Genomic DNA, 22771 nt, shown 5'->3' on the forward strand with positions numbered 1-22771 from the left:
AACCGTGACGGATGAGGAATTGACTATGATTGAAAACCGATTGAATCATCGCCCCAGAAAGCGACTAGGATTCAAGACACCTCACGAGGTATTCCATGCCTCGTTAAAGCGTGTTGCACTTCGTCCTTGAATCCGCCAAGCGAACAATTTATGTTCCGGGGAAAAACGGTTTACCAATCGAAGCGGGCATGTTCACGCGCAACCAACGCGGATTGCGTGAAATCAAAGCCAACACCACGATGGTGGCGAGGTAAGGCAGCATGCTCAAGAACTGGCTAGGCACATCCACGCCGGACGCCTGTAAATGAAATTGCAGCATCGTGACACCACCAAACAGATAAGCACCAAGCAACACGCGTGCCGGACGCCAAGTGGCAAAGGTCGTGAGGGCCAATGCGATCCAGCCTTTGCCTGCGATCATGCCTTCCACCCAGAGCGGTGTGTAGACGATGGAGATGTAAGCCCCTGCCAAACCGCACAACGACCCGCCAGCGATCACCGCCAACAAACGGATGCGACGCACGGGATAACCCAAAGCATGCGCGGACTCTGGCGACTCGCCCACGGCGCGCAACACCAAGCCCGCACGGGTGCGGTAGAGGAAGTAAATCAAAGCGAAGGTCAGTGCAATCGCGCCGTACACCAGAGGATGGTGTCTGAACAAAGCCGGGCCTATGAGTGGCAGGTCGGCCAAGAAGGGCACCTCAAACTGCATGCGCTCGGGCAACTTGGCCTGCACAAAGCTCGTTCCCACAAAGGCAGAGAAGCCGCCGCCAAACAAACTGAGCGCGAGACCCGTGGCGTACTGGTTGGTGTTCATCCAAATCACCAACAAACCAAACAGTGCCGCCATCAAGCCACCGGCCGCCATACCCGCCAACAAACCCAGCACATCGCTCCCTGTGGTGGCGACCGTGGCAAAACCTGCGATGGCCGCGCAGAGCATCATGCCCTCTGCCCCTAAATTCACGATGCCCGCTTTTTCGTTGATCAAAAGCCCCAAAGATGCCAGCGCCAAAACAGTGCCCGCATTCATGGTGGCAGCCCACAACAGTGCGTAGGTTTCCATCACAGTGCTCCCTCAGAACGCGAATTCGACGCACTAGACACCCAGCGCACACGGTATTGCATCAAGGTGTCGCAGGCCAACAACGTGAACAACAACAAGCCTTGAAACACGCCCGTCAACGAACGGGGTAGTCCTAAGCGCGATTGCGCCAGCTCACCCCCGATGTAGAACATGCTCATCAACACCGCCGACAGCACCATGCCCACCGGATGCAAGCGCCCCACAAACGCCACGATGATGGCGGCAAAGCCATAACCCGCAGGCACGAAGGGCGTGAGTTGACGCAACGGCCCCGCCACTTCCAAGCCGCCTGCCAAACCCGCAGCAGCACCAGACGTGAGCAAGGCGAGCCACAGGGCCTTGCGCGATGAGAACCCGGCGTAACGGGCCGCATCGGGCGCCAAGCCGCCCACCTGCTGCGCAAAACCGGCATGTGTGCGAAACAAAAACACCCACAAGCCCGCAGAACCGGCCAGTGCCAACAGAACACCGATATTCACACGGGTCCCCGTGATGAGTTTGGGAATTTGCGTGATGGCATCAAAGGTTTTGGTTTGCGGGAAGTTGTAACCCAAGGGGTCTTTCCATGGACCGTAGACCAAGTAGTTCAGCGTCATCACCGCCACGTACACCAACATGAGGCTGACCAAAATCTCGCTGGCATTGAAGCGATCGCGCAGCACCGCGGTGAGGCTGGCCCACACCATGCCGCCCACCACGCCAGCCAACAAAATCAACACCCAAAAGCCAGAGCCCGTGTTGGCGTCGGCCATCAAGGCCACGCCCGAGGCAAAGACCGCGCCCATCACGAACTGACCTTCGGCACCAATGTTCCACACGTTCGATCGAAAGCAAACGGCCAAGCCCAACGCAATCAACAACAAGGGCGTTGCTTTGACCATCAGCTCAGACAAGGCATACACGCTCTTGATGGGCTCCCAAAAGAACACCCCCAAGCCACGCACGGGGTCTTTGCCCAAAGCCATGAAGAGCCCAACACCCAAGATCACCGTGATGGCCAAGGCCAACACGGGTGAGGCATAGCGCCAAAGCGTGGATGGCTGCGCACGGGGCTCAAGGCGCAGCATGGGCCACCTCCTCTTGTACGGCTGCCGGTGTTTTCCACAAGCCACTCATCCAAGCACCAATCCGTGACACGCTGGCCTCTTCACGGCTCAGCGCTGGCGACAACTCACCATGCGCGATGACATGCAAACGGTCTGACAGTTCCAACAATTCGTCCAACTCCTCACTCACCACCAGCACCGCACAGCCTGCATCACGCAGGGCCAGCAATGCGGCGCGAATTTGTGCCGAAGCACCCACATCTACACCCCACGTGGGCTGCGACACGATCAACAACTTCGGGGCCGCTTCGATTTCGCGCCCCATCAAAAACTTTTGTAAATTACCGCCCGACAATGAACGCGCTGCGGCATCGGGGCCACCGGCTTTGACTTGGTAGCGCGCAATGATGGCCTCGGCTTGAGTTTGCAACGTCTTCAAATTCAGCCAACCCAGCGCTTTGAGCCAGCCCGTGCTGGCCACCGCTTCATGGCGGGTGAGCAACAGGTTTTGCGCCAAACTCAGACTGGGCACGGCGCCCCGCCCCAAACGCTCTTCAGGCACAAAATGCAAGCCTTGCGTACGGCGTTGGTCAGGGCTCCATCGGCCGACCGATTGGCCGGACAAAGCAATGCTGTCGTGCGGGGCACGTCGGTCTTCACCCGATAAGGCAAAAAGCAACTCACGCTGGCCATTGCCCGACACACCGGCAATGCCCACCACCTCGCCTGCACGCACGTGCAAGTTGAGGCCCTTCAAGTCCACGCCAAACGGATCGTCAGCCATCAAACGCAAATCGCGCACTGTCAACACCTCTGCGCCGGGCTGGTGTGTGCGCACGTTCAGTTCAGGCGGCAAGCTGCCAATCATGAGTTGACTCAGCGACGCGTTGGTTTCTTGGCGCGGATCGCACACACCGGTCACGCGACCGGCACGCATCACGGTGCATGCGGTGCACAACGCACGAATTTCGTGCAATTTGTGGCTGATGTACAAAATGCTGCGCCCTTCAGATGCGAGTTGACGCAGCACCACAAACAATTTCTCCACCGCCTGTGGCGTTAGCACCGAGGTGGGTTCATCCAAGATCAAAAGTTGCGGGTTGGTCAACAACGCGCGGATGATTTCCACCCGCTGCATTTCACCCACACTCAAGGTGTGCACCAAGCGCTGCGGGTCAATGTCTAAACCATATTGCGAGGCAGTGTCGGTGATGCGCTGGGTGACCTCGGCGAGGCGCAGTGACTTGTCCAAGCCCAGCCACACGTTTTCGGCCACGCTGAGCGTGTCGAACAAACTGAAGTGCTGAAACACCATGCTGATGCCCAAGCGGCGCGCCTCTTGCGGATTGCGAATGTGCACCACTTCGCCGTTGAAACGCATCTCACCCGCATCGGGCTTCACGGCGCCGTAGATGATCTTCATCAACGTTGACTTACCCGCCCCGTTTTCACCCAACACGGCGTGGATTTCGCCAGGTTGCACGGTCAAACTGACGGCATCGTTGGCCACCACAGCGGGGTAGCGCTTGGTGATTTGCGCGAGAGACAAACGGGGACTGGACATTACAAAACATCGAAGCTCGTGAAGCACACAAGGTTAACAGCACGCAAGGGCCGTGCCCGCGACACCCAGCTCCAGAAAAACCCCTTAAATGCCAGACAATCCCAGCATGAGCAAAACCATCGTTTACCCACAAAAAGTCGAATTTGGCGATTGCGATCCAGCGCGCATCGTCTGGTTCCCCAACTTCTTTCGCTGGATTGACGCGGCATCGCGCCACTTCTTTGTCCAATGCGGCGTGCCGTCATGGCACGAGACTGAGCAAACCTTGGGCGTGATCGGCACGCCGTTGGTCGACACGCATGCACGATTTGTCAAAACTGCCAGTTATGGTGATTTGCTGGAAATTCACACCAGCATCACCGAATGGCGTGAAAAAAGCTTCGTGATGCATTACGACATTCGCCGTGGCGAAGACTTGATCATGGCGTGCGATGAGGTGCGCATCTTTGCCGCACACCGCGAAGGCGCCAACGCCTCGCAGCCCGGCATCCGTGCGGTGGCCATTCCGCCATCCATTCGCAGCCTGTGCGATTAAAGCACCAGCATCGCCCGAAAGTCGTTGACGTTGGTGTGCGTGGGGCCGGTGATGACCAAGTCGCCCACCGCACTGAAAAAACCATAGGCATCGTTGCGGTCTAAGCAATTGGCAGGCTTCAGTCCTTGCGCCTCGGCACGAGCCAAGGTGTCGGGTGACACGGCGGCACCGGCGTTGTCTTCGATGCCGTCGATGCCATCGGTGTCAGCGGCAATGGCCCATACCCCCTCTTGTGCTTGGAGGGCCACAGCCAGCCCCAAACAAAACTCGCCGGCCCGACCGCCACGACCTTTGGGCGTTCCCTCGGGTTGCTTGCGGATGGTGACCGTGGTTTCGCCACCACTCAAAATGACGCAGGGTTTTTGAAACGGGCCTTTGCCATGCGCCGCAGCGCGCGCCAAAGCGGCATGGACCTTGCCCACTTCGCGTGACTCGCCTTCGAGCTCATCGCTCAAGACATACGCATTCAAGTCTGCCGCACGGGCTAGCTCTGCCGCGGCATCGAGCGATTGCTGAGGTGTGGCAATCATGTGAACCGGCTGCTTGTCCCATTGCGCACTTGGCTTGGGCGTTTCTAACGTGCCTGCCTTTAACGCGGCTTCAACCGCGGCAGGCACCTCAATTTTGTAGCGCTGCAAAATCGCCCACGCATCGGCGCAGGTGGTGCGGTCGGCCACGGTGGGGCCGCTGGCAATGACCGAGGGGTCGTCACCTGGGACATCGCTGATGGTCAGCGTCACCACTTGCGCGGGTGCACAAGCTGCCGCCAAACGCCCGCCTTTGATACGGGACAAATGTTTGCGCACACAGTTCATCTCGCCAATGTTGGCACCGCTGTTGAGCAAATCGCGGTTGATGCGCTGCTTGTCTTCCAGCGTCAAACCTTCGGCAGGCAAGGTCAACAAGGCCGAGCCGCCGCCTGAAATCAAGCACAACACCAAGTCGTTTTCGGTCAAGCCTTGGGTCAATTCCAAAATGCGTTCGGCAGCTGCCAAACCTGCGGCATCAGGTACAGGGTGCGAAGCCTCGACCACCTCAATGCGCTCAGGCAAGCCTGCAGGACGTGGCGGGATGTGGTGATAACGCGTGACCACCAAACCCGACAGCGGTTTGTCAGCGGGCCACAACGCCTCCACCGCTTGCGCCATGGCGCCACCCGCTTTGCCAGCGCCTAGCACCACCGTGCGCCCCTTGGGCGGGTTGGGCAAATACGCGGCTGTGTTGTGCAGCGGCAAGGCGCGCAACACCGCGGCGTCGTACAGCTGGCGTAAAAAAACCTGCGGCTGTGCGGACACAGCTGCAGGCGACTGAAAAACAGAGGGGGTCGAAGAAATCAGAGGAAGCTCACTTTTTGCCGAGACCCAAACGCGCAGCACCTTCGGTGTAGAGCTGGGTGCGTTCTTTCATGAAGGCATCCATTTGATCCACACCGATGTTGACCAATTCAAAGCCGTTTTTGGCTGCGAGTTCTTTCATTTCGGGGTCGTTGTTGAGGTTGGCCCACAGCTCAGACAAACGCTTGCGCTGCTCGGGCGTGGCTGATTTTGGCACGCCAATGCCGCGATATGCACCGTCCACCCAGTTCACACCCAACTCTTTGAACGTGGGCACATCGGGCATCAGCGGATGACGTTGCTCCATCGCCACAGCCAAGGCACGCACCCGCGTTTTGTTGCTGATGGCAAACGGCGTGTAGGTGATGGCACCATCGACTTGGCTGCCCAACACGGCGGTGGTCATGTCACCCGTTCCTTTGAAGGGGATGTAGATGGTTTTGACGTTAAAAGCTGCGTTCAAACGCTCATGCGCGGCATGGTTGGCCGAGTTCAAACCCGAACCACCGAGGGACAACTTGCCCGGCTCTTTTTTAGCGGCGGCTAAAAACTCAGCAAAGGTTTTGATTGGGCTGGCCACAGGCACCACCAAGATGTCAGGGGTGTAGTGGAACCAATACACCGGCGTGACGTCAGCGGTCTTGTACTGCACTTGGCCCTCAATGGGCTGGAACACGATGTGCGGCAAGTTGATGCCCACAACGTTCACGCCGTCTGCAGGCAGGCTGTTCATCTGCGTCCACATCAAGGCGCCGCCTGCACCGGCTTTGTATTGCACGATGGTGTCGATGGCCGCGCACTTCTTTTTCAGCACGGCTTGCTGGTGACGTGCCGACAAGTCGGACTCGCCACCAGGTGGAAATGCCTGCCAGTACTGCACGTTTTTATCGGGACACGGCTGGGCAAAAGCGGCTGCGGTGAGCAGCGCAGACAGAGCGGTCAGAACACGCAAAGGCAATTTGAAACGCATGGTGGTGTCTCCTAGTTTTAATTCATTAGGCCATCAAGGCACAGACGGCTTGGGTCACTTGTGCGGTGGTCGCTTTGCCGCCCAAGTCGCCTGTGTGCAAAGCAGGGTTGGCTGTGACTTGCTCAATGGCATGCATCAACACCTTGGCGGCATCGTGCTCGCCCAAGTGCTCCAACAGCATGACGCAACTCCAGAAAGTACCTACAGGGTTTGCCAGACCTTTGCCCATGATGTCGAAGGCCGAGCCGTGAATGGGCTCGAACATGCTGGGGTAACGACGCTCGGGGTCGATGTTGCCCGTGGGGGCAATGCCAAGGCTGCCTGCCAACGCCGCCGCCAAGTCGCTCAAGATGTCTGCGTGCAAGTTGGTGGCCACGATGGTGTCCAGCGTGGCGGGGCGATTGACCATGCGCGCCGTGGCTGCGTCGACCAGCTCTTTGTCCCACTTGACGTCAGGAAACTCTTGGCTGATTTGCACGGCAATTTCGTCCCACATCACCATCGCATGGCGCTGCGCGTTCGACTTGGTCACCACGGTCAGCAATTTGCGAGGGCGCGATTGGGCCAGCTTGAAGGCGTAACGCATGATGCGCTCCACACCAGCGCGGGTCATCATCGACACGTCGGTGGCCACTTCAATCGGATGACCTTGGTGCGCGCGACCACCCACGCCCGAGTATTCGCCCTCGGAGTTTTCGCGCACGATGACCCAATCGAGGTCGTTGGCTGTGCAGCGCTTCAAGGGCGCGTCAATACCGGGCAAGATGCGCGTGGGGCGCACATTGGCGTATTGGTCAAAGCCTTGGCAAATCTTCAGGCGCAAGCCCCAGAGCGTGATGTGGTCAGGAATGTGCGGATCACCGGCCGAGCCAAACAAGATGGCATCCATAGGGCGCAGGGCGTCGAGGCCGTCTTTGGGCATCATCTCGCCGTGGGTGCGGTACCAGTCGCCGCCCCAGCCAAAGCTGGTGAACTCGAATTTGAAATCTTGGCGGGCTGCCGCGAGGGCCTCCAGCACTTGCTGGCCGGCGGGTACCACCTCTTTGCCAATGCCGTCACCAGGAATGCATGCGATTTTGTAGGTCTTCATAAATAGGGGCTGTCTGTGGAGGTTGAAACAAGTCTCAACCTTATGCGACTTGTAAATTTACAAACAATCACAAATTGAACCCACTGTTGAATATGATTCAACAATGGCCACCCCCAGCTCTGCCCCTTCTGAAATGGCTTTTTTCAGTCTGCTAGTGCGTACCGGCAGCTTGTCGGCCACCGCACGCGAACTCAACGTCACCACGCCCGCAGTCAGCAAACGACTCTCGCAAATGGAAAGCCGCTTGGGCGTGCAACTCATGCACCGGACCACGCGACGCATGAGCCTCACGCCTGAAGGCGAGTTGTATTTGGCCCACGCTCGCCGCATCTTGGCTGACATTGACGACATGGAGCGCCAAGTCAGCAGCGCCCTTGCCGCCCCCAAAGGCTTGCTGCGTGTCAACGCCACACTGGGGTTTGGCCGCAGCCACATCGCGCCGTTGATCTCACAATTTGCCAAACGCTACCCCGAGGTGGAGGTTCAGTTGCAACTCACGGTCAACCCGCCGCCTTTGAATGACGATGCGTTTGATGTGTGCATTCGCTTTGGTGAGCCGCCAGACGCGCGCGTGATGGCCAAGCGCATCGCGTCGAACCGACGTTTGATTTGCGCCTCGCCAGCCTATTTGACCAAGCACGGTACGCCCAAAGTACCGGCAGATTTGGCGCAACACAGCTGCATTGGCATTCGCCAAGGCGATGAGGCCTATGGCATTTGGCATTTTCTGAATGGCAAAAAAATGGACACCGTCAAAGTGCGTGGCACGCTGAGCACCAACGACGGCGAAATTGCCGTCAGCTGGGCATTGGCAGGACACGGCGTGCTCATGCGCGCCGAGTGGGATATCGCCAAATACCTGCACAGTGGCCGCTTGCGGCAAGTGCTGGACAACTACCCCACACCCGCCGCTGACATTTATGCCGTTTACCCACCCCGCCACCAAACAGCTGCGCGTGTGCAAGCGTTTGTGGCGTTTGTTTCTGAGGCGTTAAAGTCTTCGCCATGACCACCTTGCTCATCCACCGCGCCCGCTGCATCGCCACCCAAGACGATGCCAATACCGAACTCAACGACGCCTCGCTGCTGCTGAAGGGTGGCCGCATTGAACGCATCATTCCAGCCGACGAAAACATCGACGAGCTACTGAAGCAAGTGGATGAGGTGATTGACGCCCGCCGCCACGTGGTGGCGCCGGGCCTGATCAACACTCACCACCACATGGTGCAAAGCCTCACGCGCGCCGTGCCACAGGTGCAAAACGCCGAGCTGTTCAGCTGGCTCAAAGGGCTGTACCCCATTTGGGCGGGGCTCACGCCCGAGATGGTGTTGGTGTCTAACCAAGTGGCTATGGCCGAGCTGCTGCTGAGTGGGTGCACCACCAGCAGCGACCACCTGTACATCTACCCCAACGGCGTGCGATTGGACGACAGCATTGAAGCTGCGCACACCATTGGCATGCGCTTTACAGCCACACGCGGCAGCATGAGCGTGGGCGAAAGCCAAGGCGGCCTGCCGCCGGACCGCGTGGTGGAAAAAGAAGCCTTCATCCTCAAAGAAACCCAACGCCTGATTGAGACCTACCACGACGCCAGCTTTGGTGCGATGACGCATGTGGCCGTGGCCCCCTGCTCGCCCTTCAGCGTGAGCCAAGACCTCATGCGCGAAGCCGCCAAACTGGCCCGCGCACACAAGGTGCGCCTGCACACGCACTTGGCCGAGAACGACCACGACATTGCGTACACGAAAGAAAAATTCAACTGCACGCCCGCGCAATACGCCGAAGACCTAGGCTGGGTGGGCCACGACGTGTGGCACGCCCACTGCGTGAAGCTGGACGACGAAGGCACGTATTTGTTTGCCCGCACGCGCACCGGCATTGCCCACTGCCCATGCAGCAACATGCGATTGGCCAGCGGCATCTTGCCCCTGCGCAAAATGCTAGACGCCGGCGTACCCATTGGCCTAGGCGTAGACGGCAGCGCCAGCAACGACGCCGCCCACCTGCTGAACGAAGCCCGCCAAGCCATGCTGCTGGCACGCGTGGGCCGAGCGCTCGATGACTTCGGTTGCGACCACGGCCCCGCCGAGATGACACCCCGCGACGCCCTGCGCCTAGCCACACGCGGCGGCGCAGAAGTGCTGGGCCGCGCACACGAGCTGGGGCAAATCAAAGAGGGTTATTGCGCCGACATCGCCATGTTCCGCACAGACACGCTCAGCATGGCCGGTGGCGCAGTGCACGACCCCGTCGGCGCGCTGCTGCTGTGCGCCAGCGACAACGCGGACTACACGATCGTGAATGGTCGCGTGGTGGTGCGCAAGGGTGAGATTGCAACGGTGGACATGGGGCCGTTGATTGAGAGGCATAACCAGCTGGCTTTGCAGTTGGCGTTGGGGGCAAAGTAAAGCTCAATGAGCTTGAGGATAGGCGTGTATTTCAACGCCCAATGCACGCAAAACTTTGAGGACCGTATCAAACCGCGGCTTAGCCCCTGTTGCAAAAGCCTTGTAAAGGCTTTCACGCCCCAAACCCGTATCACGCGCAATCTGCGCCATGCCTCTGGCCTTGGCCACATCACCAATCGCTGACAGCAACAAGTCGGTGTCGCCGCTTGCCAAGGCTTGGTTCAAATACTCAGCAATCATTTCCTCGCTATCGAGATAGCTGGCTGCATCAAATTCTGTTGTCTTACCCATGCGTTTGCTCCCTGGCCAATTGTTGAGCGCGAACAATATCGCGCTGCTGTGTTGATTTTTCGCCGCCTGCGAGCAACAAAATAATCTGATCTCCGCGTTTACAAAAATACACGCGGTAGCCAGGCCCCAAGTGCCACCGCAATTCAGACACGCCACCACCCACATGCTTCACATCCCCCAAGTGGCCAGCTTGCACTTGCTTGAGCCGCAACACAATGGCTGCCTTGGCTTGCAAGTCCTTCAGGCTTTTGAGCCAGCGACTGAACGCGGATGTTTGCTCTAGGTGGTAGCGCTTCATTGTATCCATTTAGATACTTTCATGTTTAACTGGGAAAAGCTCAGCAACGCGGTTTATTTATAGAAGCCACAGCAAAAGAGAGTTAAACGAAAAGTCAAAACTGTTGGCACTCTCCCCAACACACGCGCACGCCTACACTGCGACCATGATCCAAGGCCTCGTCCAACTCTTCATCTTCCAAGCCCTAGGCGAACTGGTCTCTAAGTTCGCCCTGCCCTTCATCCCTGGCCCCGTGTTGGGCTTGGTGTTGTTGTTGGCGTATCTCAGCGTGCGCGGCCACGTGCCTGCGGCGATTGATTTGGTGGGCGGCAGCATCCTGCAGCACTTGGGATTGTTGTTCATCCCCGCATCGGTGGGCGTGGTGCTTTATTTGCCGGTGTTGCAGGCCAACGCATGGGCCATCAGCGCAGCACTGGTGGTGAGCGTGGTGGCCACGGTGGCGGTGACGGCGGGCTTGCTCAAAGTGTTGGCAAAAAGGGACCAAGCACATGAGTAACGAATTCCAAACGCACTTGCCGCCCATCTCTGACATTTGGGTGTACCTCTCGGGCAGCCCGCTGCTGGCTCTGGTACTGACGCTGAGCGCGTATTTGCTGGGCCTCACGCTGTACGAGCGCAGCCAGCGCAACCCGCTGGCCAACCCTGTGTTGATTGCGGTGGTGGTGGTCACGCTCAGCATCAGCGTGCTCGACATGCCGTATGCCAAATATTTCGAGGGCGCGCAGTTTGTGCACTTCTTGTTAGGCACAGCCACGGTGTCGCTGGCCATTCCGATCTACAAAGGTTTGGCGTCGCTCAAGGGGCGCATGGGCGTGTTGATGTTGTCGCTGGTCGCGGGTGGCATCACGTCCGTCTTCACCGCGGTGGGCGTGGCGCGATGGTTGGGTGTGGACGAGTCGCTGGTGCGTGGCTTGGTGGCCAAGTCGGTCACCGCGCCCATTGCGATGGGCATTGCCGAACGCGTGCAGGCCTCGCCCACCTTGACCGCCATCTTTGCGGTGAGCACCGGCATCTTGGGTGCTGTGCTGGGCCGTTATGTGCTGGACGCTTTGCGCATCACGCAGTGGTGGCAACGCGGTTTTGCACTGGGCGTGGCCGCACATGGCATTGGCACCTCACGCGCGTTCAGCGTCAATGCCGAGGCAGGGGCTTATGCCAGCCTCGGCATGGGTCTGCACGGCATCGTCGGCGCGGTGGCGATTCCGTATGCCGTGGCTTGGTGGTTTTAAAGCAAGACCAAGCGAGTTAGCGCGACAAGTCCTGCATCACCTTGATCAAATCCGACTTGCCTTCAAAGCCAATGCCGGGCAGGTCTGGCATGGTGATGTAGCTGTTCTCCACCTTCACGCCGTCGGGGAAGCCGCCGAAGGGTTGGAACAAATCGGGGTAACTTTCGTTGCCGCCCAAGCCTAAGCCTGCCGCAATGTTCAAAGACATTTGGTGGCCGCCATGCGGGACGCAACGGCTGGCTGACCAGCCGTGCTCTTTGAGCATGTCCAAGGTACGCAGGTACTCCACCAAACCGTAGCTCAAGGCGCAGTCGAACTGCAACCAATCGCGGTCAGGGCGCATGCCGCCATAACGGATGAGGTTGCGCGCGTCTTGCATCGAGAACAGGTTTTCACCCGTGGCCATGGGGTTCTTGTAGTAGCTGCGCAGGGTTTGTTGCAGCTCATAGTCGAGGGGATCGCCCGCCTCTTCGTACCAAAACAAATCGTATTGCGACAAGGCTTTGGCATAAGCCACGGCAGTGTCACGGTCAAAGCGACCGTTGGCATCGACGCACAGCTTTTGGCCGTCTTGCAGCACGCTCAAAACCGAGTCAATGCGGCGCAGGTCTTCGTCCAAAGACGCCCCACCGATTTTTTGCTTCACCACCGAGTAGCCACGGTCGATGTAGCTGCGCATTTCGTCTTTGAGTTTTTCGTGGTCTTGGCCTGGGTAGTAATAACCGCCGGCCGCATACACAAACACTTTGCGATTGGGTTGGCCGTTGCCATAGCGATCTGCCAACAACTGGAACAAGGGCTTGCCTTCAATCTTGGCCACCGCGTCCCACACCGCCATGTCGATGGTGCCCATGGCCACCGAACGCTCGCCATGGCCACCAGGCTTTTCGTTGGTGAACATCGTGGCCCAAATTTTGTGGGGGTCGAGGTTGTTACCACTGTCGTCGAGCAAGCTCTCTGGCTTGGCTTCGAGCACGCGAGGGATGAATCGCTCGCGCATCAACATGCCCTGCCCATAGCGACCGTTGGAGTTAAAGCCGTAACCCACGACAGGCTTGCCATCGCGGATCACATCGGTGATGACGGCCACAAGGCTCAATGTCATTTTGCTAAAGTCGATGTAGGCATTGCGAATCGGCGAGCTGATCGGCAAGGTGACTTCTCTGATTTCTACAATTTTCATTTCAATTCCTCATTGATTCAAGTCGTTGTCTGTTCAATTGCGATAAGTAAGGGCTGTAGAGAAAGGCTTAGGTTTTACTTCACCAACGCCACCGACTTCACCTGCGCCCAAGCGGGCATGCCCACCTGCAGCCCCAACTCGTGCACCCCACGCGCAGTAACACGCGCCAGCAGCACGGTGTCACCACAACGCAAGCGCAGCAGAGTTTGTGAGGGATGTGCCTCTGGCGTGATGGCGTCCACCACGCAGGGCACGTGGTTTTGAATGCTGGTCTGCGTCGCTTCGTTCAACGTCACGCTCACGTCGCGGGCCAGCACGCGCAGGCGCACGGTTTGGCCTACGCTCAAACCACTATCGCGCACCCACAGCGCACCACCGGCAAAGCCGACTTGAGCCAAGTGCCATTGGGTGTCGATGTTGAGCACGATGCCTGTCAGCAACGCACCCGCATCCTCGCCCACCACCACGGGCAGGTTGGCTTGGGTCAGCACGTCGGCCACAGGACCGTTGGCTTGCACGCGGCCTTGGTTCATCACCATCAGGGTGTCGGCCAAGCGGGCCACTTCGTCCACCGCGTGCGTCACATAGAGCATGGGAATGTTCAGGTCATCGCGCAGTTTTTCTAGCCATGGCAGCACTTCTTGTCGACGAGCGTGGTCAAGTGCGGCCAAGGGTTCGTCGAGCAACAGCAAGCGCGGTTGCGTGACCAAGGCTCGGGCGATGGCCACGCGTTGGCGCTCGCCGCCCGACATTTCGTGGCTGCGGCGCTTGAGCAAGTGGCCAATGCCCAGCAACTCAATGGCTTGCTGTTGCACGGCTTGGCTCATCGCATTGCGGTTGTTTTTTTCGGCACGTTGGTGGCCATAGGCCAAGTTGCCCGCCACGTCTAAGTGGTCAAACAACGACGCCTCTTGAAACACATAACCCAAGGCGCGTTGATGCGTAGGCAAGTTCACACCTTGCGTATCGTCTTGCCAAACCTCATGGCCCAGCTGCACAAAGCCACGTGACGAGGGCTCTAGCCCAGCGACGCAACGCAGCAAGGTGGTTTTGCCGCAGCCCGATGAACCATAAATGACAGTGATGCCATGCGCGGGCAGCTGCACATCGACCGACACATCAAAGTCGGTACGCGCAATGTCTAGCTTGAGATGGATGTTCATACGCCCACCTTGTTGCGCTGGTCTGAGCGACGGTTAAACCACGTCAGCCCCAACAACACCACAAACGAAAACACCAACATCACGCCAGCCAAGCCATGCGCTTGTGAATATGCCATCGCTTCCACATGGCCATAAATTTGGGTGGACACCACGCGCGTTTTGTCTGAGATGTTGCCGCCAATCATCAGCACCACACCAAACTCACCGACGGTGTGCGCAAAGCTCAGCATGGCGGCCATCACAAAACCGGGCTTGGCCAGCGGCACGGCCACGGTAAAAAACGCATCCCACTTGCTGGCCCGCAAGGTGGCAGCCACTTCCATGGGGCGCGGCCCCATAGCTTCAAATGCATTGGCCAGCGGCTGCACGGCAAACGGCAGCGAGTAAACGACTGAGCCCAACACCAAGCCCCAAAAGCTAAACGCCAACGTGCCCCAGCCCGCCCATTGCGTGAACTGTCCAATCGGACCATGGGGTCCCAAAGCAATGAGCAAATAAAAACCCAGCACCGTAGGCGGCAACACCAAAGGCAGCGCCACGAGCGAGGCCACAGGCGCGCGCCAAGCAGATCGCGTGTGCGCCAGCCACCACGCAACCGGCGTGGCAAGCAACAGCAGCAGCACGGTGGTCACGCTGGCGAGTTGCAGCGTGAGTGCGATGGCTTGGAAATCTTCGGCGCTTAAATTCATGCCCACACTTTACAAGGCGTAGCCGTATTGGCGAATGATGGTCTTGGCTTTGTCGGCTTGTAGGTATTTCAACAACGCGATTGCGGCGGCGTTGTCTTTGCCTGCGTTGAGCAACACGGCGTCTTGCTTGATGGCGGTGTGCATGCTTTGCGGCACGACCCACGCAGAGCCTTGGGTGATACGACCGTCGAATGAGATTTGTGACAAGGCCACAAAGCCAAGCTGTGCGTTTTCGGTACTGACGAACTGGTAGGTTTGGCCAATGCTTTCGCCTTGCACCAGCTTCGTCTTAACGGCAGGCCATACGCCGAGATGCGTCATCACCTCCATCGCTGCTGCGCCATACGGTGCGAGCTTGGAGTCGGCCAAGGCAATCTTGTGAATACCCAGTTTTTCAAAGCGGTTGCCGCGTAACACGTCGCCTTGGTCGTCCACCAAGCTGGGACTTTTGCTCCACAGCGCCAAGCGCCCCGTGGCATAGGTAAAGCGCGTGCCTGCAACAACGAGGCCTTCTTTTTCTAAACGTGCGGGGGTTTCGTCATCGGCGGCCAACAACACGGCAAACGGCGCACCGTTTTTAATTTGCGCGTAAAACTTGCCTGTCGCGCCAAAGGCCAGCTGCGCTTTGTGCCCCGTGTCTTGCTCAAACGCTTGGGCGATTTTTTGCATGGGGGCGGTGAAGTTGGCGGCCACTGCCACCGTCACTTCGCCGGCTTGCGCCAGCGCACCAAACAGCGAGCCAGCTAAGGCCAGAAACAAACGCAATGTCATGGAAAATTTGAGGGGTGAATCAAAGTCGCGTCAGTATAGATAGCGGCCTTGATGCACCCACTGCGCTGAATCAATTCAGTGCAGCGCCCGCCTCGTACCAACGCTTGATGGTGGCACGCTCTGCCTCGGTAATACCCGTGGCGTTGTTCATTGGCATTTGCTTGGTCACCACGGCTTGTTGGTAAATGTTCAAAGCGTGCAGCTTGACGCCTTCGGGGGTATCAAAACGCACATTCTTCATTTGCACTTGTTCGCCATGGCATGCTTGGCAACGCTGCACAAACACCGCATTCACTTCGGCAAAGCTCACTGGCGCTTCCACCGCGGTTTTACCAGCAACCGAAGCCGAGGGCGCAGGCCGCATCCACACAATGACGCTGAGCAAAATCACCACGCCTGCAATCGCAAATGGCAGCGGGTTCTTGGCGCGACCCAAGTGGTAACCATGGCGTTGCACAAAGAACTGGCGAATCAAGGCGCCCGATAACATCATCAACACCAAGATCACCCAATGGTGTTCATGCGTGTACAGAAAGCTGTAGTGGTTGCTCAGCATCGCAAAGATGACGGGCAGCGTGAAATACGTGTTGTGCACGCTGCGCTGCTTGCCGCGCTTGCCGTGGGTGGCCAACTCTCTGGGGTCCATCGCCACGCCCGAAGTCATGGCGGCCACCACTTTGCGTTGACCAGGGATGATCCAAAAGAACACGTTGGCGCTCATGGATGTGGCAATCATGGCACCGACCAACAAAAAGGCGGCACGGCCCGCGAACAACTGGCATGACAGCCAAGCCGCAAACGCGACCACCACAATCATCAAACCTGCGACGGTGCGCTCACCGTTTTCACGGAAACCAAACACGCGGCACACCGCGTCGTAGATCAACCAAAACGCGACCAAAAAACTCAAAGCAGCGGTGATGGCCGCGGCGGGCGACCAGTCCATCAGCGACTTGTCGATCAAGAATGTGCCCGCGTTCCAGAGGTACAGCACCGTGAACAAGCCAAAGCCTGTGAGCCATGTGGAATAGCTTTCCCAATAGAACCAGTGCAGCTTGGTGTGAATCTTCTTCGGGGCCACCATGTACTTTTGCGGGTTGTAAAAACCGCCGCCATGCACCGCCCACATCGCGCCATCCACGCCTTTTTCCAGCAGATCAGGCGAATTGGGTTTGATCAGGTTGTTGTCGAGGAAGACAAAGTAGAAGGACGAGCCAATCCATGCAATGGCTGTGATGACGTGTACCCAACGCAATAGCAGGTTGGCCCAGTCGAGAAAATAGGTGTCCATGTCGAACCTCAGTCACTTGATTCAAAGTTTGTCATTCACCACTGCGGGCACTGTGAAGACACGAGGGTCGCGAACTAGGCCTCGACACCAAGGCCTGCTCCGCTGCGACAGGTGACACTAAGTGTATACACTTTTTGTCGCCAAGCATAGCGGGCAAGTCTCGGAGAAACCCTAGCAAGACGCACGCCTAGCCGGGGCTTTGCCAAGGGCATCAAGCGGGTTGCAGAGCGCCAGTCATCTGAACACCACGGGCAGACTCGGCCACCACATTCCCCACCATATCGGCGGTGACCGCTGACAGGGTCCACCCCAAATGTCCGTGGCCCGTGTTGTAAAACACATTGGCGGCTTTGCCTCGGCCCACGCGCGGCATCATGTTGGGCATCATTGGACGTAAGCCCGCCCATGGCACCACCGATCGGGTGTTGATGTTGGGGAAGCACTGCTCCACCCACGCAATCAGCGGGCGAATGCGATCGGCGCGAATGTCGCGGTCAATGCCGTTGAACTCCGCGGTGCCTGCCACGCGGAAGCGGTTGAGGCCTAAGCGGCTGGTAACCAACTTGGTTTCGTCATCCAGCAGGCTGACATTGGGCGCGCCAGCTTGGCTTTTTTCATCGTTCAAATTGACGGTGATGGAATAGCCTTTGACGGGGTAAATGTTCACACGGTCGCCCAATTGGGCCGCAAAGTCACGGCTGGCCACGCCGGCGCAAACCACCACGCCATCAAAGGTGTGCACGCTGGGTGTGACGGCTTGTTGTGTCACGGTCACCACGGCTTGCTGGCCACTGGTCTGCACCGATGTGACCTCTTGGCCGTACAAGGTGCGCACTCCCAAACGCTCAGCGGCAGCGGCGAGGCCATGAGTGAATTTGTGAATATCGCCTGTCGAGTCGCTCTCCGTGAAGTAGCCACCGTAGTACGTCCCCGCCAACGTGGGTTCAATCGCTTTCATTTCTTCAGGCGAGACTGCACGACGTGGCAAACCGCCTTTGGCGAGCATGACAGACACTCGGCCTGCGTGGTCAAAACCCTTTTTATCGCGATAAATGTGCAGGATGCCTTCGCGCTTGAGATCAAAGTCGATGCCCTCCTCTTGCGCCCAAGCAAACAAATGTTCACGGGCAGCAACGGCCATGCGCGCCGTCTCGACCGTGTTGCGCTCGTAATGGGGCATGGCGGCAATGAACTCGGCAAACCAAGACAGTTTGTGCCAAGTCGGTGCGGGGTTGACCAACAGCGGTGCATCGCTTTTGAGCATCCACTTCAAGCCCTTGAGGATGGTGGACCAGTGCGTCCAGACTTCGGCGTTGGACGCCGAGAGCTGGCCACCATTGGCAAACGACGTTTCCATCGCGGCGTAGCGATGGCGTTCGAACAAGGTCACGTTAAAACCGCGTTTTGCCAAGGCGTAAGCGGTGGTGACACCGGTGATGCCGCCACCAATGACTGCAATTGTTTTCATAGGAAATGAGCTTTCAAAAACGTCAGGGGATTGAGCGCCAAGCACGCAAGCCGCATGCCTAGTGCGCCCCCTCTGTTTCTGGACCTGAGAGATTCACGCACGGCTGAACGCAGCGCGCTTGCTCCTTCGGTGCACTGGCAGACGAATGCGGCAGCAGCTCTTCAGAGATAAGTGCGTGTGACCGGTCCCTTTGCCTGAGAGTTTCCGGGGCGGTTGCTCCTTCGGCGCTGCCCAGCACACGTTGGCGTTGGCAGTCTCTCCCGATCACACGTCGACACAAGGTCGAATCAATTTCAGATCATTTTAGTGAGTGAAAAACCTTTCAACAAGCGCGACCCAATAGGCGGCGCCGGTGGCGATGTTGTCGTCATTGAAGTCGTAGCCGGGGTTGTGCACCATGCACGCCCCCGCAGAGTCGCCGTCACCATTGCCAATCAACAAGTAGCTGCCAGGAATTTTTTCAAGCATGAAGGCAAAGTCTTCACTGCCCGTCAACGCGGGGCCCTGCAAGGTGACGCGCTCTGGCCCCACCAAATCGAGCGCCACTTGACGCGCAAAGTCGGTCTCAGCCGCCGAGTTCACCAACACGCAATAACCCGGCCGCCAATCGATCTCGGCCCGCACGCCAAAACTCTCGGCTTGTGCGGTCACCAAGGCTTTGATACGTTGCTCTAACAAGCGACGCACCCCAGGGTCGAGCGAGCGCACGCTGAGCTCCAACGTCGCCAACGCCGGAATGACGTTGTTGGCTTGCCCCGCATGCAACGCGCCCACGGTGACCACGGCGGTGTGCAGCGGATCGACGTTGCGCGACACCACGGTTTGCAGCGCCATCACGATGGAAGCTGCAGCCACCAACGGATCGGCCGCGCGGTGCGGCATGGCGCCATGCCCGCCCGTGCCATGAATGCGCAGGGTGACGTAATCGCTTGAGGCCATCGCCGCGCCGTCGCGAAACACAAAGTGGCCCACAGGCGTGCCCGGCATGTTGTGCATGGCAAACACGGCATCACAAGGGTGTTGTTCGAAGAGGCCATCGGCCATCATGCGCACCGCACCACCGCCGCCCTCTTCGGCGGGTTGAAAAATCAAATTCAAGGTGCCGTCAAACGTCGGGTCTTGCGCCAACGTTTTAGCGGCAGCCAACAGCATGGCGGTGTGACCATCATGGCCGCAGGCGTGCATGAGGCCAGGCTTGACGCTGGCCCACTCAGCGCCTGTGGCTTCTTGAATGGGCAAGGCATCCATGTCCGCGCGCAGGCCCAAGCAGCGTGAGCTGCTGCCCCGCTTCAAGGTGCCCACCACGCCGGTGCCACCCAAACCGCGATGCACGGCATAGCCCCAGCTTTCTAACTTGGCAGCCACCAACTCAGAGGTGCGGTGCTCTTCAAACGCCAGCTCGGGATGGCGGTGAATGTCGCGTCGCAGCTGAATGAACTCGCCCACTCGGTCGGTGAGCGCATCACGCAAGTAGGTCATGTCACTGAGGCTGCAGGTTGATCGACTTGGCAATGGCGCGGAACTGCGCCGTGCCGTCTACATACGCTTTGCCCACATCTTGCAAGGACAGGGGCTTGGCCACCAGCTGGCTGTTGGCTTCTAAGCCACTGCGCACGGCTGGATCGGTCAATGCATCGGTGATGGCTTTGTGGATGGTTTGCACCGTGGCCTCGGGCGTGTCCTTCTTGACGAAGTAGCCTGTCCAAATGTTGAAGGTGAAGTTTTTCAAGGACTTGCTCTCGCTGATGGCGGGGTAGTCTTTCACCGACTCCAAGCGATCGCGGTTGAGCATGGCCAACACTTTGAGCTTACCTTGCTTTTGCAACTCTTCATACGACTTGCCAAACGGAGCCAAGAAAATATCCACCTGACCGCCCAACAAATCTTGGTTGGCCGGGGCCGCGCCTTTGTAGGGCACATGTGTCATTTCAATGTCGGTCACTTTGGACAAGTGCTCGCCCAACAGGTGGTAGAACGAGCCTGGGCCCACGCTGGCGTACGTGATGGGACGTCCGGCTTTGGCTTCTTTGCGGGCGTAGTCTAAAAACTCATCCACATTGTTCACGGGCAAGTCTTTGCGCGCCAAGAAACCGATTTGAGCCGTGGCAATCATCTGCACCAAACGGAAGTCTTCGCTCTTGAACTTGACGGCCGAGATGGCCAAGGGGGCCAAGATCAACTCGTTGGGCGAGCCCTGAAAAATGATCTGACCGTCTGCGGGTGCATTCAACACTTTTTGCGCCGCAATGGAGCCGCTGGCACCGCCCAAGTTTTCAATGATCACCGGTTGTCCAAAGTTTTTGGACAAGGTGTTGTTGACGGTGCGGGCAATCACGTCCGACAAACCACCTGCGGGGTACGGCACCATCAAAGTGACGGGTTTGCTGGGATAACTCTGCGCGCAGACCGCGCCCGCCAAGAACAAACCGCTCAGCAAAGCGGCCCAGCGGATGAATTGGTTTGACATGTCTCGACTCCAAAGTGGTTGTTATGGCTGCATCGTAAAAAGCCGTTCCTATAATGTCCAATGCATTTTTATGACAATTAGCATAACTTTTATGCATAGATGGGAACAGCCATGACCTTGGTTCAACTCAAGCATTTGATCGAACTGGCCACCAGCGGGTCATTCAGCCAGTCGGCCATCAAACTGCACCTCACCCAACCCGCCTTGAGCCGCAGCATCAAAGCACTCGAGGATGAATTGGGGCAGCCCTTGTTCGACCGTGTCGGTCGAAAAAATGAGCTCACGGCGTTTGGCACACACATCGTGCAGCGCGCCCGCGTGTTGGTGGACGAGGCCAACGAGTTACGTCAAACCAGTTTGCAGCTGAAAAAAGGCGAGATCGGCCAATTTCGGATAGGCCTCGGTTCAGGCCCAGGCGCCATGCTGATGACGCCCTTGCTCATGCTGATGGCCACCGAACATCCGCAGGCGCACATCGACATTTCACGCGGCAGCACGGCGCTGTTGGTGCAGGCGCTGCGCGAACGCACGCTCGACGCCTTGGTGCTGGACATTCGCTCACTCAAACCCGCCACCGACTTGAAGATCGAAGCCTTGCAAGAAATGAAAGGCACGTTCATGTGCCGCCGTGGTCACCCACTGGCAAAAAAACGCAGCGTGGCCTTTGCGCAACTGCGCGACTACCCCATTGCCTCCACGCCCTTGAGCGATGAAGTGGCGCGATTGCTAATCGAGAAATTTGGCCCAGCAGCACACCCCGACACCTTGGTGAATTTGCGCTGTGAAGAAATATCGAGCTTGCTGGATGTGGCGCGTAAGGGCGACGCCATCGTGCTGGCCATTCGTGCGTCTGCCCCTGATTTGGTGGAAATCGACCTCTCGCCCGCCCTGAATGCCAACGCGCGATTTGGCCTGATCACCATGGCATCACGCACCGAGCCGCCACTGCTTGGCAAAGTGCGCACGTTGATGCGCGAGGTGATGAAGGACTGATACTGAGGTTGATAGTCAGCGCAACTGCAGCAACTGCGCGGCCACCGCCACCGCAATGACTTCGGGCTCTTTGCCCGTGATGCCGCTCACGCCAATCGGGCAGGTGATGAAGGCCAACTCTTGCGCGGTGAAGCCCTTGGCTTCAAGGCGGTGCTGAAACGTGGCCCACTTGGTTTTGCTGCCAATCAGGCCCACAAATTTCAAATCGCCATGCAGGCGTTGGCGTTGGAGGCAAGCGGCCACCACGTCTAGATCTTCGGCATGGCTGAAGCTCATGATGAGCACGCTCGCCCCGCTGGGCAAATCAGCCACGGCGGCGTGCACAGGGTCAGAGTGTTCGCACACCACGTTGGGCGGCAAGTGAGCGGGGAAGATTTCGTCACGGCTGTCCACCCACTGCACGTTGTAGGGCAAGGTGCTAAGCACATTCACCAAAGCTCGGCCCACATGGCCGCCACCAAAGAGTGCAAGGGGTTGGCCGTTGGCCAAGAGTCGTTGTTTGAGAGAGGATGCGTCAGCGGCACTGATGCGCTCAAACTTCAAATGCACGACGCCGCCGCAACACTGGCCCAGGGCGGGGCCAAGGGCGTAGCGCGTGGTGAGCGCGTTGTCTTCGTGCGTGAGCGGCGATGCGGCGTGACCGTTGACAGACGGCGCTGCATTGTCGAGAAGGTTGATATGCGCAGGCCGCGACAACAAAGCGCGCGCTTCTGCGATCGCCTGAAACTCCAAATGCCCGCCACCAATGGTGTTGACCAAGGTCTGCGGGAAAACGGCCATCCATGCGCCCACCTCACGCGGACCCGAGCCCTGCACGCTGTCGACCGACACCAACACGCCATCGGCATGTTGGAGTTGGTTCAGCAGCTCAGCGGTGTGGCGAGGCACGT

The 22771-nt window shown here is 58.4% G+C and carries 23 protein-coding genes and 1 riboswitch; of the genes, 6 read left to right on the plus strand and 17 right to left on the minus strand.

Annotated features, from left to right (window positions below):
* Nucleotides 1-148: 148 nt before the first annotated feature.
* The 3 genes from RMS95_RS11215 to RMS95_RS11225 are packed head-to-tail and all read right to left on the minus strand — an operon-like array spanning nt 149 to nt 3700.
* Entirely contained in the window at nt 149-1069 is a 921-nt protein-coding gene (locus RMS95_RS11215) for an ABC transporter permease (RefSeq protein ID WP_310646208.1), read from the minus strand.
* The gene (locus tag RMS95_RS11220) at nt 1069-2157 is read right to left on the minus strand and encodes an ABC transporter permease (protein ID WP_310646209.1); all 1089 of its coding nucleotides are present in this window, start codon (nt 2155-2157) and stop codon (nt 1069-1071) included. Before RMS95_RS11220 ends, RMS95_RS11215 begins: the two co-directional genes overlap by 1 nt.
* The gene (locus tag RMS95_RS11225; RefSeq protein WP_310646211.1) at nt 2144-3700 is read right to left on the minus strand and encodes an ABC transporter ATP-binding protein; all 1557 of its coding nucleotides are present in this window, start codon (nt 3698-3700) and stop codon (nt 2144-2146) included. The genes RMS95_RS11220 and RMS95_RS11225 overlap by 14 nt, the downstream gene beginning before the upstream one ends.
* An 88-nt stretch (nt 3701-3788) precedes the next feature.
* Between RMS95_RS11225 and RMS95_RS11230 the strand changes: the two genes are divergently transcribed.
* Nucleotides 3789-4235 carry an acyl-CoA thioesterase gene (locus RMS95_RS11230; protein ID WP_310646213.1) on the plus strand — a complete coding sequence of 149 codons (447 nt, stop codon included), beginning with the start codon at nt 3789-3791 and terminating at the stop codon, nt 4233-4235.
* Here RMS95_RS11230 and RMS95_RS11235 read toward each other — a convergent pair.
* The 3 genes from RMS95_RS11235 to RMS95_RS11245 are packed head-to-tail and all read right to left on the minus strand — an operon-like array spanning nt 4232 to nt 7629.
* Complete coding sequence (locus RMS95_RS11235) at nt 4232-5530, minus strand: glycerate kinase (RefSeq protein WP_310646215.1); 1299 nt, start codon at nt 5528-5530, stop codon at nt 4232-4234. The two genes, RMS95_RS11230 and RMS95_RS11235, sit on opposite strands and share 4 nt — an antisense overlap.
* Before the next feature lie 49 nt (nt 5531-5579).
* Nucleotides 5580-6539, minus strand: coding sequence for a tripartite tricarboxylate transporter substrate binding protein (locus RMS95_RS11240; protein ID WP_310646216.1), 960 nt, complete (start codon nt 6537-6539; stop codon nt 5580-5582).
* Between the two features lie 25 nt (nt 6540-6564).
* Nucleotides 6565-7629, minus strand: a complete 1065-nt coding sequence (locus RMS95_RS11245) for a tartrate dehydrogenase (protein ID WP_310646218.1) — start codon at nt 7627-7629, stop codon at nt 6565-6567.
* Between the two features lie 103 nt (nt 7630-7732).
* Here RMS95_RS11245 and RMS95_RS11250 point away from each other — a divergent pair, with 103 nt between their 5' ends.
* Complete coding sequence (locus RMS95_RS11250; RefSeq protein WP_310646220.1) at nt 7733-8638, plus strand: LysR family transcriptional regulator; 906 nt, start codon at nt 7733-7735, stop codon at nt 8636-8638.
* Nucleotides 8635-10038: an 8-oxoguanine deaminase gene (locus tag RMS95_RS11255; RefSeq protein ID WP_310646222.1), complete on the plus strand. Its 1404-nt coding sequence runs from the start codon at nt 8635-8637 to the stop codon at nt 10036-10038. The genes RMS95_RS11250 and RMS95_RS11255 overlap by 4 nt, the downstream gene beginning before the upstream one ends.
* Before the next feature lie 3 nt (nt 10039-10041).
* Here RMS95_RS11255 and RMS95_RS11260 read toward each other — a convergent pair whose 3' ends face one another.
* Both RMS95_RS11260 and RMS95_RS11265 read right to left on the minus strand, forming a co-directional pair.
* On the minus strand, nt 10042-10329 hold the full coding sequence (locus tag RMS95_RS11260) for an addiction module antidote protein (protein WP_310646224.1): 288 nt from the start codon (nt 10327-10329) through the stop codon (nt 10042-10044).
* Entirely contained in the window at nt 10322-10636 is a 315-nt protein-coding gene (locus RMS95_RS11265; RefSeq protein ID WP_310646225.1) for a type II toxin-antitoxin system RelE/ParE family toxin, read from the minus strand. The genes RMS95_RS11260 and RMS95_RS11265 overlap by 8 nt, the downstream gene beginning before the upstream one ends.
* A 136-nt stretch (nt 10637-10772) precedes the next feature.
* Here RMS95_RS11265 and RMS95_RS11270 point away from each other — a divergent pair, with 136 nt between their 5' ends.
* Nucleotides 10773-11123 carry a CidA/LrgA family protein gene (locus RMS95_RS11270; RefSeq protein ID WP_310646226.1) on the plus strand — a complete coding sequence of 117 codons (351 nt, stop codon included), beginning with the start codon at nt 10773-10775 and terminating at the stop codon, nt 11121-11123.
* Complete coding sequence (locus RMS95_RS11275) at nt 11116-11856, plus strand: LrgB family protein (protein WP_310646228.1); 741 nt, start codon at nt 11116-11118, stop codon at nt 11854-11856. Before RMS95_RS11270 ends, RMS95_RS11275 begins: the two co-directional genes overlap by 8 nt.
* A 16-nt stretch (nt 11857-11872) precedes the next feature.
* Here the strand turns inward: RMS95_RS11275 and RMS95_RS11280 are convergent, their stop codons facing one another.
* The 8 genes from RMS95_RS11280 to RMS95_RS11315 all read right to left on the minus strand — a co-directional run bounded on the left by RMS95_RS11280 (nt 11873) and on the right by RMS95_RS11315 (nt 20888).
* Nucleotides 11873-13039, minus strand: coding sequence for a mandelate racemase/muconate lactonizing enzyme family protein (locus RMS95_RS11280; RefSeq protein WP_310646229.1), 1167 nt, complete (start codon nt 13037-13039; stop codon nt 11873-11875).
* 74 nt (nt 13040-13113) lie between these two features.
* Entirely contained in the window at nt 13114-14202 is a 1089-nt protein-coding gene (gene modC / locus RMS95_RS11285; protein WP_310646231.1) for a molybdenum ABC transporter ATP-binding protein, read from the minus strand.
* Entirely contained in the window at nt 14199-14891 is a 693-nt protein-coding gene (gene modB / locus RMS95_RS11290) for a molybdate ABC transporter permease subunit (RefSeq protein WP_310646233.1), read from the minus strand. The genes modC and modB overlap by 4 nt, the downstream gene beginning before the upstream one ends.
* Before the next feature lie 9 nt (nt 14892-14900).
* The gene (gene modA, locus RMS95_RS11295) at nt 14901-15662 is read right to left on the minus strand and encodes a molybdate ABC transporter substrate-binding protein (RefSeq protein WP_310646235.1); all 762 of its coding nucleotides are present in this window, start codon (nt 15660-15662) and stop codon (nt 14901-14903) included.
* Between the two features lie 70 nt (nt 15663-15732).
* Nucleotides 15733-16953 carry a urate hydroxylase PuuD gene (locus RMS95_RS11300; protein WP_310646237.1) on the minus strand — a complete coding sequence of 407 codons (1221 nt, stop codon included), beginning with the start codon at nt 16951-16953 and terminating at the stop codon, nt 15733-15735.
* Between the two features lie 211 nt (nt 16954-17164).
* Nucleotides 17165-18421 (minus strand): D-amino acid dehydrogenase, encoded by a 1257-nt coding sequence (locus RMS95_RS11305; RefSeq protein ID WP_310646238.1) that lies wholly within the window; start codon nt 18419-18421, stop codon nt 17165-17167.
* Between the two features lie 172 nt (nt 18422-18593).
* Nucleotides 18594-18694, minus strand: a riboswitch (glycine riboswitch).
* Nucleotides 18695-18724: 30 nt separating this feature from the next.
* A complete protein-coding gene (locus tag RMS95_RS11310) occupies nt 18725-19900 on the minus strand; it encodes a M20 aminoacylase family protein (protein ID WP_310646240.1) in 1176 nt (391 codons plus the stop codon).
* Nucleotide 19901: 1 nt separating this feature from the next.
* Nucleotides 19902-20888 carry a tripartite tricarboxylate transporter substrate binding protein gene (locus RMS95_RS11315; protein WP_310646242.1) on the minus strand — a complete coding sequence of 329 codons (987 nt, stop codon included), beginning with the start codon at nt 20886-20888 and terminating at the stop codon, nt 19902-19904.
* Nucleotides 20889-20999: 111 nt separating this feature from the next.
* Here RMS95_RS11315 and RMS95_RS11320 point away from each other — a divergent pair, with 111 nt between their 5' ends.
* A complete protein-coding gene (locus RMS95_RS11320) occupies nt 21000-21881 on the plus strand; it encodes a LysR family transcriptional regulator (RefSeq protein ID WP_310646244.1) in 882 nt (293 codons plus the stop codon).
* Nucleotides 21882-21896: 15 nt separating this feature from the next.
* Here RMS95_RS11320 and xdhC read toward each other — a convergent pair whose 3' ends face one another.
* The gene (gene xdhC / locus RMS95_RS11325; RefSeq protein ID WP_310646245.1) at nt 21897-22769 is read right to left on the minus strand and encodes a xanthine dehydrogenase accessory protein XdhC; all 873 of its coding nucleotides are present in this window, start codon (nt 22767-22769) and stop codon (nt 21897-21899) included.
* Nucleotides 22770-22771: the final 2 nt, after the last annotated feature.

The organism is Limnohabitans sp. (assembly GCF_031539175.1).
In the GTDB taxonomy this organism is placed as follows: Bacteria; Pseudomonadota; Gammaproteobacteria; order Burkholderiales; family Burkholderiaceae_C; genus Limnohabitans.

Bases quoted from the DNA above. Each gene is read 5' to 3' on its own strand.
- RMS95_RS11215 (WP_310646208.1), bottom strand. From the start codon at position 1,069: ATGGAAACCTACGCACTGTTGTGGGCTGCCACCATGAATGCGGGCACT.
- RMS95_RS11220 (WP_310646209.1), bottom strand. From the start codon at position 2,157: ATGCTGCGCCTTGAGCCCCGTGCGCAGCCATCCACGCTTTGGCGCTAT.
- RMS95_RS11225 (WP_310646211.1), bottom strand. From the start codon at position 3,700: ATGTCCAGTCCCCGTTTGTCTCTCGCGCAAATCACCAAGCGCTACCCC.
- RMS95_RS11230 (WP_310646213.1), top strand. From the start codon at position 3,789: ATGCCAGACAATCCCAGCATGAGCAAAACCATCGTTTACCCACAAAAA.
- RMS95_RS11240 (WP_310646216.1), bottom strand. From the start codon at position 6,539: ATGCGTTTCAAATTGCCTTTGCGTGTTCTGACCGCTCTGTCTGCGCTG.
- RMS95_RS11245 (WP_310646218.1), bottom strand. From the start codon at position 7,629: ATGAAGACCTACAAAATCGCATGCATTCCTGGTGACGGCATTGGCAAA.
- RMS95_RS11250 (WP_310646220.1), top strand. From the start codon at position 7,733: ATGGCCACCCCCAGCTCTGCCCCTTCTGAAATGGCTTTTTTCAGTCTG.
- RMS95_RS11255 (WP_310646222.1), top strand. From the start codon at position 8,635: ATGACCACCTTGCTCATCCACCGCGCCCGCTGCATCGCCACCCAAGAC.
- RMS95_RS11260 (WP_310646224.1), bottom strand. From the start codon at position 10,329: ATGGGTAAGACAACAGAATTTGATGCAGCCAGCTATCTCGATAGCGAG.
- RMS95_RS11265 (WP_310646225.1), bottom strand. From the start codon at position 10,636: ATGGATACAATGAAGCGCTACCACCTAGAGCAAACATCCGCGTTCAGT.
- RMS95_RS11270 (WP_310646226.1), top strand. From the start codon at position 10,773: ATGATCCAAGGCCTCGTCCAACTCTTCATCTTCCAAGCCCTAGGCGAA.
- RMS95_RS11275 (WP_310646228.1), top strand. From the start codon at position 11,116: ATGAGTAACGAATTCCAAACGCACTTGCCGCCCATCTCTGACATTTGG.
- RMS95_RS11280 (WP_310646229.1), bottom strand. From the start codon at position 13,039: ATGAAAATTGTAGAAATCAGAGAAGTCACCTTGCCGATCAGCTCGCCG.
- modC (WP_310646231.1), bottom strand. From the start codon at position 14,202: ATGAACATCCATCTCAAGCTAGACATTGCGCGTACCGACTTTGATGTG.
- modB (WP_310646233.1), bottom strand. From the start codon at position 14,891: ATGAATTTAAGCGCCGAAGATTTCCAAGCCATCGCACTCACGCTGCAA.
- modA (WP_310646235.1), bottom strand. From the start codon at position 15,662: ATGACATTGCGTTTGTTTCTGGCCTTAGCTGGCTCGCTGTTTGGTGCG.
- RMS95_RS11300 (WP_310646237.1), bottom strand. From the start codon at position 16,953: ATGGACACCTATTTTCTCGACTGGGCCAACCTGCTATTGCGTTGGGTA.
- RMS95_RS11305 (WP_310646238.1), bottom strand. From the start codon at position 18,421: ATGAAAACAATTGCAGTCATTGGTGGCGGCATCACCGGTGTCACCACC.
- RMS95_RS11310 (WP_310646240.1), bottom strand. From the start codon at position 19,900: ATGACCTACTTGCGTGATGCGCTCACCGACCGAGTGGGCGAGTTCATT.
- RMS95_RS11315 (WP_310646242.1), bottom strand. From the start codon at position 20,888: ATGTCAAACCAATTCATCCGCTGGGCCGCTTTGCTGAGCGGTTTGTTC.
- RMS95_RS11320 (WP_310646244.1), top strand. From the start codon at position 21,000: ATGACCTTGGTTCAACTCAAGCATTTGATCGAACTGGCCACCAGCGGG.